Annotated in this window: 17 protein-coding genes and 1 riboswitch; of the genes, 7 read left to right on the top strand and 10 right to left on the bottom strand. The window is 50.0% G+C overall.

Annotated features, from left to right (window positions below; all coding sequences use genetic code 11):
* Positions 1-4: 4 nt before the first annotated feature.
* A complete protein-coding gene (locus tag ACFSUF_RS24845; protein ID WP_377607725.1) occupies positions 5-604 on the bottom strand; it encodes a TetR/AcrR family transcriptional regulator in 600 nt (199 codons plus the stop codon).
* A 96-nt stretch (positions 605-700) separates the two neighbouring features.
* Between ACFSUF_RS24845 and ACFSUF_RS24850 the strand changes: the two genes are divergently transcribed.
* Both ACFSUF_RS24850 and ACFSUF_RS24855 read left to right on the top strand, forming a co-directional pair.
* Positions 701-2281, top strand: a complete 1581-nt coding sequence (locus tag ACFSUF_RS24850) for a DHA2 family efflux MFS transporter permease subunit (RefSeq protein WP_377607802.1) — start codon at positions 701-703, stop codon at positions 2279-2281.
* Between the two features lie 173 nt (positions 2282-2454).
* A complete protein-coding gene (locus ACFSUF_RS24855; protein ID WP_377607727.1) occupies positions 2455-2679 on the top strand; it encodes a hypothetical protein in 225 nt (74 codons plus the stop codon).
* Between the two features lie 138 nt (positions 2680-2817).
* Here ACFSUF_RS24855 and ACFSUF_RS24860 read toward each other — a convergent pair whose 3' ends face one another.
* From ACFSUF_RS24860 to ACFSUF_RS24875, 4 genes are all read right to left on the bottom strand, one after another.
* Positions 2818-4137 (bottom strand): ABC transporter substrate-binding protein, encoded by a 1320-nt coding sequence (locus ACFSUF_RS24860; protein WP_377607729.1) that lies wholly within the window; start codon positions 4135-4137, stop codon positions 2818-2820.
* Between the two features lie 45 nt (positions 4138-4182).
* Positions 4183-5082, bottom strand: coding sequence for a carbohydrate ABC transporter permease (locus tag ACFSUF_RS24865; protein ID WP_377607731.1), 900 nt, complete (start codon positions 5080-5082; stop codon positions 4183-4185).
* The gene (locus ACFSUF_RS24870; RefSeq protein WP_377607733.1) at positions 5079-5987 is read right to left on the bottom strand and encodes a carbohydrate ABC transporter permease; all 909 of its coding nucleotides are present in this window, start codon (positions 5985-5987) and stop codon (positions 5079-5081) included. Before ACFSUF_RS24870 ends, ACFSUF_RS24865 begins: the two co-directional genes overlap by 4 nt.
* Positions 5988-6225: 238 nt before the next feature.
* Positions 6226-6888, bottom strand: coding sequence for a GntR family transcriptional regulator (locus tag ACFSUF_RS24875; RefSeq protein WP_377607735.1), 663 nt, complete (start codon positions 6886-6888; stop codon positions 6226-6228).
* A 195-nt stretch (positions 6889-7083) separates the two neighbouring features.
* On the opposite strand from ACFSUF_RS24875, the gene ACFSUF_RS24880 reads away from it, so the two are divergent.
* From ACFSUF_RS24880 to ACFSUF_RS24895, 4 genes are all read left to right on the top strand, one after another.
* Positions 7084-8205: a mandelate racemase/muconate lactonizing enzyme family protein gene (locus ACFSUF_RS24880; protein ID WP_377607736.1), complete on the top strand. Its 1122-nt coding sequence runs from the start codon at positions 7084-7086 to the stop codon at positions 8203-8205.
* 176 nt (positions 8206-8381) lie between these two features.
* Entirely contained in the window at positions 8382-8720 is a 339-nt protein-coding gene (locus tag ACFSUF_RS24885; protein ID WP_377607738.1) for a cupin domain-containing protein, read from the top strand.
* Positions 8717-8986, top strand: a complete 270-nt coding sequence (locus tag ACFSUF_RS24890) for a DUF5107 domain-containing protein (protein ID WP_377607739.1) — start codon at positions 8717-8719, stop codon at positions 8984-8986. Before ACFSUF_RS24885 ends, ACFSUF_RS24890 begins: the two co-directional genes overlap by 4 nt.
* Positions 8987-9031: 45 nt before the next feature.
* Positions 9032-9727 (top strand): hypothetical protein, encoded by a 696-nt coding sequence (locus ACFSUF_RS24895; protein ID WP_377607741.1) that lies wholly within the window; start codon positions 9032-9034, stop codon positions 9725-9727.
* Between the two features lie 222 nt (positions 9728-9949).
* Here ACFSUF_RS24895 and ACFSUF_RS24900 read toward each other — a convergent pair whose 3' ends face one another.
* The 3 genes from ACFSUF_RS24900 to ACFSUF_RS24910 all read right to left on the bottom strand — a co-directional run bounded on the left by ACFSUF_RS24900 (position 9950) and on the right by ACFSUF_RS24910 (position 12646).
* The gene (locus tag ACFSUF_RS24900) at positions 9950-10828 is read right to left on the bottom strand and encodes a helix-turn-helix transcriptional regulator (RefSeq protein WP_377607743.1); all 879 of its coding nucleotides are present in this window, start codon (positions 10826-10828) and stop codon (positions 9950-9952) included.
* An 83-nt stretch (positions 10829-10911) separates the two neighbouring features.
* A complete protein-coding gene (locus ACFSUF_RS24905) occupies positions 10912-11691 on the bottom strand; it encodes a phytanoyl-CoA dioxygenase family protein (RefSeq protein WP_377607745.1) in 780 nt (259 codons plus the stop codon).
* Between the two features lie 193 nt (positions 11692-11884).
* Positions 11885-12646: an AraC family transcriptional regulator gene (locus ACFSUF_RS24910; protein WP_377607747.1), complete on the bottom strand. Its 762-nt coding sequence runs from the start codon at positions 12644-12646 to the stop codon at positions 11885-11887.
* 242 nt (positions 12647-12888) lie between these two features.
* On the opposite strand from ACFSUF_RS24910, the gene ACFSUF_RS24915 reads away from it, so the two are divergent.
* Positions 12889-13719 (top strand): phytanoyl-CoA dioxygenase family protein, encoded by an 831-nt coding sequence (locus ACFSUF_RS24915; protein WP_377607749.1) that lies wholly within the window; start codon positions 12889-12891, stop codon positions 13717-13719.
* 211 nt (positions 13720-13930) lie between these two features.
* Here ACFSUF_RS24915 and ACFSUF_RS24920 read toward each other — a convergent pair whose 3' ends face one another.
* Both ACFSUF_RS24920 and ACFSUF_RS24925 read right to left on the bottom strand, forming a co-directional pair.
* Positions 13931-15319 carry a cobyrinate a,c-diamide synthase gene (locus ACFSUF_RS24920; RefSeq protein ID WP_377607751.1) on the bottom strand — a complete coding sequence of 463 codons (1389 nt, stop codon included), beginning with the start codon at positions 15317-15319 and terminating at the stop codon, positions 13931-13933.
* The gene (locus tag ACFSUF_RS24925; RefSeq protein WP_377607753.1) at positions 15309-16127 is read right to left on the bottom strand and encodes a cobalamin-binding protein; all 819 of its coding nucleotides are present in this window, start codon (positions 16125-16127) and stop codon (positions 15309-15311) included. Before ACFSUF_RS24925 ends, ACFSUF_RS24920 begins: the two co-directional genes overlap by 11 nt.
* A 129-nt stretch (positions 16128-16256) precedes the next feature.
* Positions 16257-16451, bottom strand: a riboswitch (cobalamin riboswitch).
* Positions 16452-16482: the final 31 nt, after the last annotated feature.

Consider the following 16482-nt stretch of genomic DNA (forward strand, 5'->3'; position numbering starts at 1 on the left):
TTTATCATCTTACTAGCGGGTCTACCAAAAGCTGTTCCACATGACGCTTTATGTCCTCTGTTGTTCTGCCTTGGCTGTATCGGAACTCCATATACAATTCAGGACAGATCACCGCCAGGAAAGCGTGGGAAGTGAACTCGGGATCAACGGCGGAGGCAGGATGTTGTTCCTTATGTTCAAGAAGCAGCTGCTGAATTTGTTCCTGAATAAACAGATACGGAGCCGACCGGTACATCAGAGGCCGCCCGTCTTCGCACTGGGAAGATTGGACTGCTCCGAGATAGCCTGATTTGTCCTCAAGAAAATCGATACAGACGCTTATGATTTCCCGCAGCCGGTCTGCCGGGGAAACAGCAGGACGGTCCTGGACAATGGCCTTAATCTGAACCTGAAACTGAATAAAGCTTTCGTTCATTAAGTCTATACATAGCTCACCTTTGCTTGCATATCTGCGGTATAAAGTGCCTTGACCTACACCGGCCGACTTGGCTATTTGATGCATGCTGACGGTATCAACGCCATGTTCCTTGAACAATGCAACGGCGGTATGCAGGATGCGTTCCCTATGTTCTGCTGCGTCTCTTCGCGGTTGTCGAAGCTGCATGACGGCCACCTCGTTTCCTAAAAATGGATAGGGGTATTGACTGACGGACAATTGTCCGTTATGATGCAAGAAAACGGACAATTGTCCGTTTGCGGGATGATAACGACTTCGTTTACATATTATTGTAACGGGACGTACGGGCTCAGGTCAATCCTGGAGGCCCCACGATACGAATATACACCCGCTAACAGGATGGAGGAGAGAGAATTGGCAGCAACAACAGCAAAGGCAGTACCTGACGGTCAGGAGCCGTCCATCAGGAGTATTTTGGCTCCGCTGGTTGCAATCATCGTCGGTTTGTTTATGGTTATTCTGGATGGAACGGCAATGAATGTTGCATTACCGGGTTTCGTAACGGAGTTCGGTAAAGATTTGTCCGTGGTGCAGTGGACCGTTACGGGTTACGCTCTGGCCCAGGCAGCGGTTATTCCGCTCGCAGGCTGGTTATCCGACAGGTTCGGCGCTAAGAAAATATTCTTGATTTCTGTGGCCATGTTCACGTTGGGTTCGCTTCTGTGCGCGCTTGCGGCAGATGTAAACCAACTGATTATCTACAGGGTTATTCAAGGAATCGGCGGCGGGATGGTTATGCCGATCGCGATGGCGTTCACGTATCGACTGAGCCCTCCCGGCAAAGTGGGTGCGGTAATGGGCATGATGGGCATTCCGATTCTGCTGGCGCCAGCCCTTGGCCCGGTTATAGCGGGATGGCTTGTAGATTATGCAAGTTGGAAATGGATCTTCCTATTGAACCTGCCGGTCGGCATTATCGGAATTCTGATTGGTCTGCGCACGCTTCCTAACATAGATAGACAGTCGGTTCCGGCGCTTGATATGGCGGGTATTATCCTGGGGCCAATTGCCTTTGCAGGGTTGTCTTACGGGGTAAGCGAAGGAGGAAACAGCTGGACCTCCGCACAGACGCTGACAGGTTTGATTGTGGGTGGAGCCGCGCTGATCGGATTCGTGATCGCCGAATTGAGGCGCGAGAATCCGCTGCTTGAGCTGCGCGTGTTTAAATCGTCAGACTTTACCCGCGGCATAATTGTGCAGTGGATCTCTCAAATCGCCCTTTTCGGTACGCTGTTTATGATTCCGTTATTCCTCGTAATGGCGAAGCAATATACCGCTTTTGAAACCGGTCTGGTTATGCTGCCGCAAGCTCTTGCCGCAGGTTTGTTCATGCCGATCGGCGGGAAATTGTTTGATAAGATCGGCGCGCGTCCGCTGGTGATCAGCGGAATGTCTCTGGTTCTCCTTGCAGCGTTCCTGCTATCCCGGATCCAGATGGATGACAGTGTCTGGGCCATGGTGCCTCCGCTTGCGCTGTTAGGTGCGGGTATGGGACTTAGCATGATGCCGCTGAACACCCATCTGATGCAGTCCGCACCGCAAAACCTGGTCAGCCGGGTTACGTCCTTGACGAATGCTGCCCAGCAGGTTATGACTTCGTTCGCGGTAGCAGGTTTGACAACCATTCATACTACGCTGACCAAGGATTACATCACAGACGGCACTGACCCGGCGAAAGCAGGCGGTCTGGCTTTTGGGGATACGTTCTACGTCCTTGTAGGTATCGCCGTGCTGGGCATATTGATTGCCTTCTTCCTGAGAAAGCCTAAGAATGCTGCGCAGAACACCGGCCAGCAGCCTGAGGTAGCAATGGTGATGCACTAACATCGGTACAGCAATATTGATAAAAACAACCGTCCTCTCGGGAAACCGGGGGACGGTTGTTTTAGTTGATGCGACATGCAGATTAACTGATAAAAAGAGCAGGAAACCCATCTCCTATCTTTTCTGAATAATACAGGAGTGAAGATTACATAATAGGCTCAGGAGGTGAATACATGTACAGATATTGGAAATCAAGTGGCATAGTAGCCAAATCTGTTCTTGGCATAGCACTCCTTACAGCGGCGGCAGGCTGCAATAATGCGGGCCCGGAGATACAGCAGGAACAGCAAGAGGATCTGATTGACGAACGGGAAGACGATACTCTGAACACGCCGGGCGGGGAATATCGGCAGGAGCAGCAAGAGGATCGGATGGACGAAGAGGAAGACGCACGTTAAGTGCATCTTCCTCTTTTTATTATTACGGATCGAGAGGTCAATGGAGCCGGGACCGGATAGCCGTCCAGTTCCCAAGCCAATCCGTGTTCCATGTCCATTCATGCAGCGCCGCCGTGTTTTCACCCAATTTATCTCAGGTTACTTTTTTTGCAGAATTTCATTAATCTTATCGTTCATTTTCTTCAGGCCTTCTTCAACCGGGATCTTGTTCGTCCAGATTTCCTGTCCGACCGGACCGATTGCCTTATCGCCTGCTTCCCGCCATCTCAGGTGGTAAATATCTCCGATCAGGCCGTTCTGCATCCATTCGAACCGCGAATCCTTATAGCCTTCCGGCGCCCATTCTGGCGGAGTGATCGTATCAAGGGCCGGCTTATAGACCGGAATCCAGGATTGCTGCTTGGCGAGCGTTTCCTGGTTTTCCGTCATAGCCCATTTTATAAATTCCCAGGCTTGATCCGAATTTTTGGATTTGTCCGCAATGACGTATCCGCCCATGAAATAGGGGGTTGCCCGCTGTCCCTGCCAGGTTGGGAGCTTCACCATACCCCATTTAAAGTCCTTCACTTCCTTGATGGCACCCAAGTCCCAGTCGCCGCCCGTCGTCATCGCTATTTTTCCGGTGAGGAACAGATTGCCGCCGCCAATTGCCTGGCCTTGGATCGTATCCGGCGCCACTTTATGCTCGTAAATCATGTCCCGAAGGAACTTTACCGCCTGCACCGCTTCCTTGGAAGCGAAGTTTACTGATGCCGGTTCGTGGACATTTTCGGCCAATTTGCCGCCTTGCGCTTCAGTTAATGCGTTCCAGCCCCACCAGTTGCCCAGTGCGCCGACGTCGAAGCCGAATTGGGTCACTTTATCGCCGTCGCGGATCGTCAGCTTTTTGGAAGCTTCCAAGACATCATCCCATGACCAGTCGTTCATAGGATACTCGACCCCGGCTTTGTCGAATAGATCTTTGTTGTAGTAAAAAATAAGGGTTTGATAGTTTTCCGGCGCGACATACATATTCTTGTTGTCAAATTTGAAAGGTTCGAACAACTTAGCGTCGTACTTATTCATATCCAGCGATTGCATGTAAGGCTGCAGGTTCTTAATCAGGCCTTTTTTATAGTAAGCATACGCCGGTACGTCCCAGTAGAACAGATCGACGGGGTTGTTAGAGGCTAGCGAAAGCTCGATTTTTTTAAAGGTCTCTTCCCAGGGCAGCAGAGTCATTTTTACCTCGATGTTCGGGTGAGACGCATTGAATCGCTTGATCTTATCCTTCTCTTCCTCATCCAGGGCGGGGCCGTTTGACCATCTGATAAAATTCAGCGTGACTTTCTTGTCTTTAGTGCCGCTGCCGTTCACTGTTTTATTATCTTCGCCGCTTTGCCCTGAACAGCCGATCAACAGTACGAGGATCATGACGGTCATACTCAGTATTGAAATCCATTTCCTAGTAGCTTTCATTGCGCTTCCTCCCAATTTGGTATTGGAATCTATGTGACAGGACGATTAGCCCTTGACCCCCGTGAATACGATGCCTTTCACAAAAATGCGTTGACAGGTGAAATACAGAATGAGACAAGGTGCGACCGCATAGATGGTAGCCGCCATAAGCAAATGCAGTTCCGGTGATGACCTTGCTGAGCCCTGAAAATAGGACAAGGCTAGGGCAAGAGTTCTTTTGCTCTCGTCGGTCAAATAAATCAGCGGGGTCATAAAATCGTTCCAGGTGGCCATGAACGTAAAAACCCCCACCGTAACCATCACAGGCCGTGTGAGCGGCACCAGGATACGCAGCCAGATCATAAAAGTACTGCATCCGTCAATCCTTGCCGATTCTTCAAGCTCGCGTGGAATACTCATAAAAAACTGGCGCATAAGAAAAATATAGAAAGCGTTTCCAAACCAGGACGGAACTATAAGCGGAAGAAATGTGTTGATCCAGCCCAGTTTGTTAAACAGTATGTACAGAGGAACCATGGTCACGGCGTACGGCAGCATCATGGTCGCCAGCAGCAGCATAAAGATGAAATCTCTGCCCGGCGCAGATAGTCTTGCAAAGCCGAACGAAGCTAGAGAGCAGGACAGAAGTGTACCGATCAGCACAAAGAATACAATAATGGCTGTGTTGAACGTATACAAAGGAAAAGGAAAAGTCGTTAGCGCATCGGGAAAGTTGTGCCACTGTGCCGGAGAAGGGATCCATTCCGGTGGAAACTTGTAGACATCGACCTTCTCCTTGAGCGAAGTGGACAACATCCAGAAGAAAGGAATCAGGATTATGAGGGCTCCGGCCGTAAGCACAAGGTAGGACGCCGTCATAGCAAGGGTACGGGAGCGTTTGCGCTTAAGCCGCAGCCCGGTCTTCCTGGATCTGTCCGATAAAGGTGTCTCCATGACGGAGTTCATCGTTTGCGTCCCCCTTCGTAATACACCCACATGGGTGAGGATTTGAAAATAAATAGTGTGAAAAAGAGGATGACGAGAAACAGCACCCAAGCCATTGCGGAAGCATAGCCCATCGACAGGTAATCAAAGGCGTTGCGGTATAAATAGAGGACACTGAACAAGGTGGCGTTGTTCGGACCTCCCTGTGTGAGCACGTAGCCCTCGGTGAATACCTGTAACGCACCGATAATACCCATGATCAGATTGAAAAAGATGACGGGCGAGAGCATCGGGATCGTTACGTTCAGGAATCGCCGGAACCGGCCTGCTCCGTCAATCTCGGCAGCTTCATAAAGGTCGGAAGGAATGCCTTGAAGTCCCGCCAGATAGATTAGCGTGCTGCCTCCTACGCCCCATAAGCTCATAAGGATTACAGAAGGAAGCGCCCAGTTCTCGTCTAGTATCCAGTTAGGGCCGTCCAGGCCGAACAATCCGATAAACCAGTTAAGCAGACCGAAATCCGGATTGAACAACCATCTCCATAAGAGAGCTACTGCGACCCCGGAAAGCACGGCGGGCATATAGAAAATAGTCCGGTAAATGAAGATCCCTTTGAGATTCTGGTTAAGAAGGATTGCTAAGAACAGGGAAACGGCAAGGCCCAGCGGAACGCTGACTACCGAATAAATGAGCGTGACCTTCATCGATTTCCAAAAAAGATCGTCGGACAGCAGAGTACGATAATTATCAAGCCCAATCCAACGGGGCGGGCTCAAAATATCATATTCCGTGAAGCTGAAATATGCGGAGGCAATGATGGGTCCAAGCAGGAAAACGACTAGACCGATGATTGCGGGACTGATAAACAAATAACATTCCAGTGCTTCACGGGAGGCTTGTGTCAGCCTTTTCGATCGAATGCCCATATCCGTACCTCCAGTTATATTGAATCTCTTGCAGTTCATTTCGAGTCTTTCCCGTACCCGGATTTGCAGGTTGAACCATCGCCCCTTCCTAAAAATGTTATCGCTTACAAAAAAAGATTGTTAACAATATATTGTTTTATGCTCCCCATTATACGATGCTTCGCCGAATAGTCAATCCATTTTTTTGGGAAACCCAAAAAAACCGCCTGCCGATAGGCGGCGGGCGGTAGGGGCGTTTTCAGGAAGTATAGCATAGGAATGATTCATCGCCGCGGATGTGGCGGAGGAGTTCATCCTGGATTTCGTTCAGCTGACGGCCGCGAAGCTTGTCCAGAAGAAGCTGGTGGTCGCCCGGCACTTTGTCGATATCATAAAACGACGCATTTTTGTTGAAGTGCAGCCTAATTTGATATTGAATGCTCTGCCAGGACAGCTTTACGGTTCTCTCGTGAGCCAGTGCGATTACCGTGTCATGGAAGCGGAAATCCTCTGCCGCAATTTGCTCCGTATCGCGGGCGGTACTGAGCAGTGTCATTCTATCCACAATCGATTGAAGCTCATCGAAGAAGCTGTCTGTCATCCTGTCGAGATAAGTTTTCACGACAAACCATTCAAGCTGAAAGCGAATCGGAATCAAAATGTCGCGGACCTCGTTCAGATCAATATCGGCTACGACCGTCTCGCGATAAGGCTGCGATACCATCAGACCTTCACGTTCCAGCTGACGGATGGCCTCGCGAATCGGACCGCGGCTTACACCCATTTGCTCTGCGACCTCGGTCTCCCTTATTCGCTGCCCCGGCTTCAAATGGCCGGACAGGATCGCTTCCCGGATATCGTTCGTTACTTTTTCGCGGAGCGAGACGCTCACTTGGGGTTTGAAATTAAATTCGTTTGACACGGCGCCCATCCTTCGTATGGAGTATTCCAACAGGTTTTGATTTCACTTTACCGGGCTGAGGTAGGGAAGTCAATGCGATTGTATCAAGAAAACAGTTCAAATGAATATTGTTAACAATATATAAAAAACTGTCGACGAAACTATGTAAGCGATTTATAATTAAGCCACGACCAACAGAACCCCAAGGAGGCTTACATGAAAATTACCGAAGTAGAAACCATTTATCTGCGGCTGCCCGACCTCGACGCCAGTAAGTGTGACGGTACCCAGGATACACTGCTGATCCGGATTCACACCGACGAAGGCATTACCGGCATCGGGGAAGTAGATTCCGTACCGCTTGTTGCGAAGGCTGCGGTGGACGCACCTCCTTCCCATTCCATCGCTACCGGCCTGCGGAATCTCCTTATTGGAGAAAACCCATTTGAAATCGAGCGGCTTTGGGACAAGATGTACCGGGGCACTATTTACTTCGGCAGGAGCGGCCCTGCACTCCATGCGATGAGCGGCGTCGATATTGCGCTGTGGGATATTGTGGGCAAGGCCAGTGGCCGGTCGGTGAGCGAAATGATGGGCGGGGTATTCCGGAATGAGTTGAAGGCGTATGCCAGCCTGTTAATGCCCGAAACACCCGTTGAAGCCGCCAGACTTGCGGAGAACTATGCTTTGCAGGGCTACAAAGCGATCAAATTCGGGTGGGGACCGATCGGGCGGGATCCGCGCCTTGATGAAGCGTTGATCAAATCGATCCGGGACGCGGCGGGTTATGAGGTCGATATTATGATCGATGCGGGTCTTGCATGGGATCTCAAGGGGGCGCTTCGGATGGCGGCCGTCTACGAGCAATACGGCGTCTACTGGCTTGAGGAGCCGCTTCATTCTAACGACATCGCCGGTTACCGTGAGCTGGCCGACCGGACCAGCCTGTATATTGCAGGAGGGGAGCAGGAAAGCGGACGCCATGCTTTCCGGCGGTTGCTCGATGAAGGGCATCTCGACATTATCCAGCCTGACCTGGCCCGGTGCGGGGGATTGACGGAGGGCAAGAAAATTGCCTACATGGCTTATGACAGCCACAAGAAGATCGTCCCGCACGCCTTCAAAACAGGTATACTGGTCGCGGCCAGCACGCATTTCGCGGCCTCGATCCCAAATGGCTTCATGATTGAGTACTCTGTCTCGGATTCCCCGCTGACCCGTGATCTCGTCCATGTGCCGGTAACGTTCAAGGACGGTTATGTTACCGTACCGACCGACCGTCCGGGTCTTGGAATCGAAATCGATGAGCAGGTGCTGTTAAAGTACCGCGTTAATTAGAAAGGTTATTATGAGACCGCTGATTGCTTATAATCCGCTTGAACAGCAGGCGCCTGGTTCCTCCGTGCGCATAGTCTGCGGCAGTCAACGGGGAAAGGTCCTGAATGGTTTGCGAAACTGATCGAAGCGCAAGGTACTGTAAGGTGTTTCTAAAGGCATAATGCGGAGGGATAGAGATGCATAACAATTTTCCTTGGATCGATGCGGCAGAAGGAATCCGGAGACGAACGTTTCCTCCGGGAGCCGGCCTGATGAGCATGCTTATCGAATTGAAAGCAGGTTCGGCAGGACCGGAGCACGCTCATCCGCACGAACAGCTTACCTTCGTCGTCAGCGGAAGCGTTGCGTTAACTGTCGCAGGCAAGACATATACCCTGTCTGCGCTTGAGCAGTTATATGTACCCGGCGGCCAGCCTCACTGCGTGGAGGCGCTGGAAGACAGCCTGCTGCTTGAGGCTTTCACGCCCATCCGGGAAGATCTGCTGGTTGTCCCCAGGGAGGAGGGACATGCATGAGTGTCCGGCTGACGACCGATTGGGGCTATCGAGGTATTCCGGTCGTGGTGCTCGAGAACCGGGAGCTACGGGTGGTCGTAATGCCGGAGCTAGGGGCAAAAATTTGGCAGATTACCTACAAGCCTAAGGACAAGGACCTGCTGTGGCAGCACCCGAGAATCAAGCCGCGGAGGCTAACCGGGCATGCGGTCTATGACGATAACTTTGCAGGCGGATGGGATGAATTGTTCCCGAATGACATGTCTGAAACGGTTTCGGGAGAGTAGCTTCCCGATCACGGAGAGCTATGGACGCTTCCGTGGGAGTACCGGGTGGAGAAGGAGTCGGATGAGGAAGTATGTCTCCATCTGTGGGTAGAAACGGCGGTGTTCGCCGTACGGGTGGATAAATGGATTACGCTCAAGGCTGGCGAATCCTGCCTGCATTTCCGTCATGTGATCAAGAACAACGGGAGAACCGCCTTTCCTTATTTATGGAAGCTTCATGCAGCGATGGCGGTAGACGAGCACTGCCGGATCGATTTGCCGGCGGCTTCCGTCTATGTAGAGAATTTCGGCTCTGCCCGGATCGGCCGTCACGGGTTTATATATGAATGGCCTTACGCACTGGATGCGGAAGGCCGGAGGCACGATATGAGGCATACTCTTCCTGCTCCGTCCGGCGCAGCCGAGTTCCAATATGCAACCGGTCTCGAGGCGGGGTGGTGCGCACTGACGAATACCGGGGACGGTGTCGGCTTCGGTATTGCTTTTGACCCCGCCGTGCTGCCCTGCTGCTGGCTGTTTGCTACCTATGGCGGCTGGCGGGAGCTGCATACCGTCGTACTCGAGCCATGTACCGGTTACCCGGTAAGCGTTGTCGAAGGTGCGGAAAAAGGGACACACCGGCTTCTTCACCCGGGCGAGCGACTGGAGACTGAGATTCTTGCAGTCGTCTACGAAGGGTTTGCCGAGGTGACCGGGATCGACAGCGACGGGAATGTAACGGGTACGCGGCTGTCACCGTAAAAATCCACCTATTCTATGGGTGGATTAAAGTGCCGCTCTACTGGGGTCAAAGGGCTGTTGTGACCGGGGGCGCAACCGGAATTGGTGATGATTGCGGTACGATGTTGTTATCCGGCATAACCCTAGGTGGACTGAAGCCCGGAACACTGACGAAACAGATCTGCAGCTGAAAGGATTCCGTAGGAAAAGTAGCCCCTCCATGCAGAGGGGCTCTTTGTGATGCTATGTAATAATTTCCCCTTCGCTTTTCGGGGATTTTTTTTGCCATTGCTTGCGGTATTCGCCAGGCGACTGCCGTTCAGTCCGCAGGAACGAGTGAAGAAACGCGTTATAGCTGGGAAAACCGCTAGCTTCTGCAATGTCCGCAATGGGGGACTCCGTGCGCAGCAGTAGCCGCTTAGCGTGGTGGATCCGCTTATGCAGAACATATTCCTTCGGCGTAGTCCCGTAATGCCGCCGGAACTGGCGGATGAAATGATACAGGCTCATATTGGCCCGGTCCGCGGCTTCCCGGATTTGCCGCACCGTCAAATATTCGGTATCGAGGAATGCGCGGGCTTTTTCGAGCACTTCGGGCTTGCGGGCCGGGCTGTCACCATACCCGCCGGAATGGGACAGTGCTTGAACCAGCAGCCTGTACAACAAGGCGGAAAGGGGAATTTCCGCGTCTGCCGTCATACCGTCTTCCCGAAGCAGCCGCAGTGCTTGCAGCAGGGTATCTTTCATGCCTACGGGTCCGTCGGCGGAGGCAAATACGACATGGGTCGCAGACGTGAACCGCCGCCACAAGGGCTCGATATCCAACCCGTCCATCACGATATAATACATGGCAAAGGGATCGCTCGCATCGGCCCTGTATGCGTGAGGAACGCGCATATCGTGCAGCAGGCAATCGCCTTCCGTTAGCGGAATCCATACTCCGCCGTGTTTGATCGAACCTCTCCCCCGCTCGATCAAGAGCAGCTCGTAGGCCGGATAATGGCCGCGCTCGAAGGAGAACAAAGGGTCCGCTTCGTCATAGCCGCCCAGTAACGGAAAAAACAGGTGGGCACGGGCAAAATCGCCGGGCGTAAATACACGTTCATATGAAACGGAAGTCATCGAGGCTCACCTTTCGTCATTTATAGCAACAAAGCCCACCGGCATCGGCCGGCGGGTTGGATGGTAAGAGAGCTAGGTTGAAGCTAGTCCTGGAAAGCCTTTGGATCCTCAATCCACGGTGTCATGCCCAACAGCATACGGCGTAGGTTCGAAGCGGATGAGGAGCGCAGCCTCAATTCCTCCGACGGCTCATACCCCGGCCAGGTCCGCAGGAAGGACGGTCCATAGTTGTAGATGAGCGAGCGGCGCGTATGTTCCGTGTGATTGTTCAGTGCCGAGTGATACAGATAGCCGTGGAACAGAACGGCTGTACCGGCGCGCACATTCATGCGGACGTGAGCGGGCATGTCTTCCTGCACATCAACCTTAGGAAGAATGGCGTCCGGCATGTGTACACTGCCCGGCAGTAGAGCCAGGCACCCGCCTTCATAACTGACGTCGGACAAGAAATAGAATATCTTGACCATGAACGGGGACGGCTTCTCGCTGCGCTCATATCGGATATCGGTGTCGCGGTGCCAATTCGTATGGGCTGCTTTCTTCGGCGGCTTAATCAAGGCATCGTTGTCGATCATAACGAACGAGTCCCCCATCACGTCTCTGATGAAGCCCATCATTCGCGGATGCTCCATCAACTCAAGAAACAGCTCGTCATGTTCGATAATGCCTGACAGTTGTTCGACATTGGACAACTTGGCCGTTTCGGGATTATCCCGGCCTTGTTCCTTGAAACGGCGGAATGCTTCATCCATCCGGCGGTTTGCTTCACTTACTTCAGTATCACTCAAAAAATCAGGCAATACAAGGTAACCGTCTCTGTTCCACATCATAAATTGTTCCTCTGTCATGCCTTTAAGCGTCAAGGGCGCAACCTCCATTTAGGTAAGGAATCGTTATTTGTTCCTATCATAACGTGAACTTCCTCACATCAAAAGCAGGTTGATTGCTTAATATACTCGATTTATTGCTCATTTTGCCTACGAATAACATAAGCAAAGGTTCAAGACAATCGGACAGGTAAGAATGCGATGAAAGAGTTCAAAGACGATGGATCAGTTACTTTACATGGCTAGGAGCGATTCCCATCCATTTTTTAAATATGCGATTAAAATAAGCCTGATCACAATATCCAAGATACTCCGCAATGTCTCCAACTGTCATTTGCGTATTTTTCAGCAAGTCCAAGGCAGTATTGATTCGAATTTGATGCAAGTATTGTATGGGTGTGGTACCAACCACGGACTTGAACAACACGGTTACGTAATTCGGTGAGATTTCTGCTAGTGAAGCTAATTCTTCTATAGTTATGTTCTTCCGGTAATTATGCAGCATATAGTCCTGAATGTTCCATACTAGCCGTTCCTTGGACGGGGAAGCCCGATGTTCAGTGCTCTCTTGGGCAATCAGTATGAATAGTTCCGACAAGAGAAACTTAGCCATGAGCTCGAAATATGATCTCTTCCCCAGCCACTGGATAAACAGATTCGCAAATCGCTGTTTATAGTAAGGCGCATTACGCGGTTTGATCCGTAACATCTCGTCTTTTTTTATGATATGGAGGGTGTTTTCCGGCGGTTGTTCCTCCCATATGAAATTAATAGTATATTTTTGGTGCAGTTTACCTGGCTGGCTCATCCAAGCACGCTCCATACTAGAAGGAATGTAGAGAACTTCTCCTTTCTCCAACTCCAGACGTTCATTGTTTACACAATATAACACTTTCCCATCGGAAACATAAACGAGCGTATCGCACCCTCGGCCTTTACCAATGCTCCATTTCGGATGAACATCATGATAAACGCCTTCAATATTCAGCATAATAGACCACCATTCTAATTTTCATTGATGAAATATACAAAATTGAATGAATTTGTTTATTTTAACGCTGCTATTTATCTGATACCATCAACATATCATAAAAATAACCATATTTCGCATAAAATTCAGCACCTCAACATTAACATTTATGTGAGATATCAGATGCATCGTAGCATGAATGATTTGGAATCTTTATATTTTTTAATGAAATATACAAATCTTATAAGAAAGACGGAGATACTATGAGAATCAGCAAGGAAGAAATGGCTGCCGGGAAGCTGCTTCCAGAGACAGTTGAGCTAGCAGTTCAGTTGATAAAAGTGAATGGTTATGTACTATTTGAAGAAGTGCTTCCTAGAGCTCAAGTAGAAAACTTGTATGACAAATTTGTAGAAATATTGGGTCCAGCTATGGAAAAGCATCAATTAAATCCGGAAGTCGGATTTCATAATGACACAAACCATATAGGCTTTGACTTACCCTTTAGGCTGCCGTTTTGCGATGAAGCAATTATTGCTCATCCTTTTGTTACAGATGTAGTGGATCAGATTCTTGGCGATGACTGTGTCTTGAACTATTTTCATTCGAATACATCCGTACAAGGGGGCAAAAAACCGCAAAAAGTACATTCCGACACGGGTTCGAGATATGGAGATCGATGTACGGTTAACCTGCCTATCATTAAACTAGTTGTCAACTTCCCGCTTGTCGATGTGAATGAATTGAATGGGCCTATGGAAATATGGCCGGGCGGAACGCATCTGCACCCTGATAACTGGTATGGTCCGAATTCTTTCAACAAACCTCAACTTGCTGAACATATGCAGTCTGTTAAAGTATTGATGCCTGCCGGATCCATATTGATCAGGGACGATCGAATGTGGCATCGGGGTACGCCAAATCGCTCAAATCACCCCAGACCGAATGTTGCATTAATTTATACATCTGCAGCGAATGCGCCGCAAAAAGGAAGCATTCAGATTCCTGAAGAGACATATAATCAACTTTCCGAGAAAGCAAAAAAGCTGCTTCGGAACGAGAACATCGGCATTCCAGTTGAGCCTGCGAATTAATTTGACACATAAACCGCACTAAAAATAATACGTTCTACGTCCTTGAGGTATCGCCGTGCTGGGCATATTGATTGCCTTCTTCCTGGGAAAGCCTAAGAATGCTGCGCAGAACACCGGCCAGCAGCCTGAGGTAGCAATGGTGATGCATTAATATATCCACACTATTTAGAAAGAGCCGTCCACCCGGGAACCCGGGAAGGACGGCTCTTTGTTATTGTTTATAAATAGAGCGATCTAATTTTAATCTTTCACAAGCTTTTACCCAGCGGTCTGCAAGTTCCGGATGCGAAGCAAAATGAATATGGGTATATCCGGCGACAACATTAGAAGAAAGGTATCCTTCCAACTGGGGATCCAGAAATCCTTTTGTCTCATATGCGGGCCGCCATTCTCCGTCAGGTTCAAAAGTAGAGTAATGATATTCATGCCCTTTAGCCTGATCGGCAGGACCCAACAGGAAATTGCGGTCTCTTCCGCTTATATAGCGATAGCCAAACCCAGAAAGCTTGTCCTGCATTCTTACCCTCCCTGGAATAACACCTGCCATGGGGTAACGTTCACCGTTCAAAGCGATAATTTCCCCAGTCAAATACATAAAGCCGCCGCATTCCCCAAAGGTAAGAACACCGCTGCTTATTGCTTTACGAACCGATTCATGCACCGCTTCTTGTTGGGATAACGCTGCAGCATACTCTTCAGGAAATCCCCCTCCAATGTACAAGCCCTCGATATCATCCGGAACCAGTTCTCCGCGTAAAGGTGAGAAATAAACAATTTCCGCACCATACTGTTCCAACAGCTCCAAATTCTCCGGGTAATAAAAACTGAATGCTTCGTCTTTGGCAACTGCAATTGTAACCTTGCGTTTAGCGGAGGGGCCTGGGAACAGCAAATGTTGGATTTCTATCGGGTTTACCGCCATAACGTTCTCTATTCCTTGCAAATCAAAAGTGTTGGATATCGTGTCTGCCAGCAGCTGAAAGAAGGGTGCTAATTCTCCCCTCTCAATGGAAGGAATAAGACCCAGATGCCGCTCCGGCATGAGTAATGTGCCATCCCTTTCTAAATATCCAAGCGCCGGTATTCCGCATTCTTGCTCGATGGCTGTTTTGATTAACCCATAGTGCCCTGCACCTCCAACCCGATTCGCAATGACACCAGCAATTTGCAATTCCGGATGGAAATGTTGAAACCCTTTTACAATTGCTGCAGCGCTTCTGGCAACGCCTTCGCAATCCACGACCAACAGGACGGGAGTTTCTGTAATCAAGGCAATCTCGGCAGAGCTGCCTTCATTGTTTTGCGGACTTTTCCCGTCAAACAATCCCATGACTCCTTCGATGATGGCTACATCTGCATCTTGGATCGCATTTTTGAAAATTTCCTTTACTGTGTGCGGTTGGCACATCCAGCTGTCCAAGTTCCGCGAACTCCTGCCGGTTACGGCCGAATGGTAAGTTGGATCTATATAGTCCGGACCGCATTTAAACCCTTGCACAGTATAGCCAAGGCGCTGGTAAGCCGCCATTAACCCGATGGTTACTGTTGTTTTGCCCGCCCCGCTCCCGGTTCCCGCTATAAGGATTCTTTTAGTCTGCATAGCGATTCTCCCATTTTGCCGAGTCATAGGCAGGAAAAACTTCCGGGTGCAAAATGGAAGCAAGCTTTTGCAAACCCAGGAAGAGGCGGGGAGACGGCCTGCAATAAAGCGGCTCTTCCATAACATGAATTTGATTCTGCTGCACTGCCTGCAATTTCGAACTGCCGGGACGCTGCCTGACGGTGTCCGGTTTCACCAGATGAGGCTGTATTCCTACCCAAGCGAGCAAGATATAATCCGGATTACGGGTAAGCACATCATCCCAATCCGTTTGTACACTGGCAGCGGTGTGGTCTTCATACACATTTCGTGCACCCGCAAGCTCGCTGATCTCCGTCAGCCAATTAGCTCCCCCTGGTGTGAACACCGGTTTTGGCCACCATTCCCAGTACAAAGTCGGACGGTCAGCTATGGTACTGCTTAACTCCGCATAGAAATCCAATGATTCCTTGTATTTGTGATAGGCAGTTTTTGCACGGACTAACGTATCTGTCGCCTCGCCGATCTGCAACATCGTTTGGCCGATGTCCCCCAGACTGTTGGGGTTCAAAACGATATGCGACAGGCCCCGCTCCTTCAAACCGGCAATGTTCTTTTCCATCCCCGGCACAGAAAGAGATGCAACAACCAGATCAGGACGAAGCGCTTCAAGCGCGTCCATATCAATATCCAAATCCGGGCCAAGTCTTGGAAGACGTTTGGTGTTTTCCGGCCAATCAGAATAGTTATCTACGCCAACCACGCTGTCTGACAAACCTAAGTATTCTAAAAGTTCCGTATTGCTAGGGCATAAGGATGCAATTCTCATAATTTTTGGCTCCTCTACTAATTCTACAACGAAAAAAACCTTTATCTCCCAAAAGGAAATAAAGGTACCGGTTTAGGAAAAAGGCGTTTCTCTTACCTAAATTGGGCCTCTCCTTTCCGCGAAGGATGTTGTTGGCTAAGCTGACAGGCAGGTTTCCTGGCTCTCGGGTTTACGATATACACCTCACCTTCCCATTCCTGGAGGAACAGTGGTTTCACGAGGTTTTCCCCAATTACAGTGGCGGGACCGCGCCGGATTCGCACCGGCTTCCCTTTTAACCTTACAGAAAGAATCCCATAAGGCACCTATCGGCTATGAAACTATGATGTTGTACGTTTCCTACAAGTATTATAGC

Source organism: Paenibacillus gansuensis (assembly GCF_042684925.1).
Taxonomy (GTDB): Bacteria; Bacillota; Bacilli; order Paenibacillales; family DY6; genus Paenibacillus_N; species Paenibacillus_N gansuensis.

Bases quoted from the DNA above. Each gene is read 5' to 3' on its own strand.
- ACFSUF_RS24845 (WP_377607725.1), bottom strand. From the start codon at position 604: ATGCAGCTTCGACAACCGCGAAGAGACGCAGCAGAACATAGGGAACGC.
- ACFSUF_RS24850 (WP_377607802.1), top strand. From the start codon at position 701: ATGATAACGACTTCGTTTACATATTATTGTAACGGGACGTACGGGCTC.
- ACFSUF_RS24855 (WP_377607727.1), top strand. From the start codon at position 2,455: ATGTACAGATATTGGAAATCAAGTGGCATAGTAGCCAAATCTGTTCTT.
- ACFSUF_RS24860 (WP_377607729.1), bottom strand. From the start codon at position 4,137: ATGAAAGCTACTAGGAAATGGATTTCAATACTGAGTATGACCGTCATG.
- ACFSUF_RS24865 (WP_377607731.1), bottom strand. From the start codon at position 5,082: ATGAACTCCGTCATGGAGACACCTTTATCGGACAGATCCAGGAAGACC.
- ACFSUF_RS24870 (WP_377607733.1), bottom strand. From the start codon at position 5,987: ATGGGCATTCGATCGAAAAGGCTGACACAAGCCTCCCGTGAAGCACTG.
- ACFSUF_RS24880 (WP_377607736.1), top strand. From the start codon at position 7,084: ATGAAAATTACCGAAGTAGAAACCATTTATCTGCGGCTGCCCGACCTC.
- ACFSUF_RS24885 (WP_377607738.1), top strand. From the start codon at position 8,382: ATGCATAACAATTTTCCTTGGATCGATGCGGCAGAAGGAATCCGGAGA.
- ACFSUF_RS24890 (WP_377607739.1), top strand. From the start codon at position 8,717: ATGAGTGTCCGGCTGACGACCGATTGGGGCTATCGAGGTATTCCGGTC.
- ACFSUF_RS24900 (WP_377607743.1), bottom strand. From the start codon at position 10,828: ATGACTTCCGTTTCATATGAACGTGTATTTACGCCCGGCGATTTTGCC.
- ACFSUF_RS24910 (WP_377607747.1), bottom strand. From the start codon at position 12,646: ATGCTGAATATTGAAGGCGTTTATCATGATGTTCATCCGAAATGGAGC.
- ACFSUF_RS24915 (WP_377607749.1), top strand. From the start codon at position 12,889: ATGAGAATCAGCAAGGAAGAAATGGCTGCCGGGAAGCTGCTTCCAGAG.
- ACFSUF_RS24920 (WP_377607751.1), bottom strand. From the start codon at position 15,319: ATGCAGACTAAAAGAATCCTTATAGCGGGAACCGGGAGCGGGGCGGGC.
- ACFSUF_RS24925 (WP_377607753.1), bottom strand. From the start codon at position 16,127: ATGAGAATTGCATCCTTATGCCCTAGCAATACGGAACTTTTAGAATAC.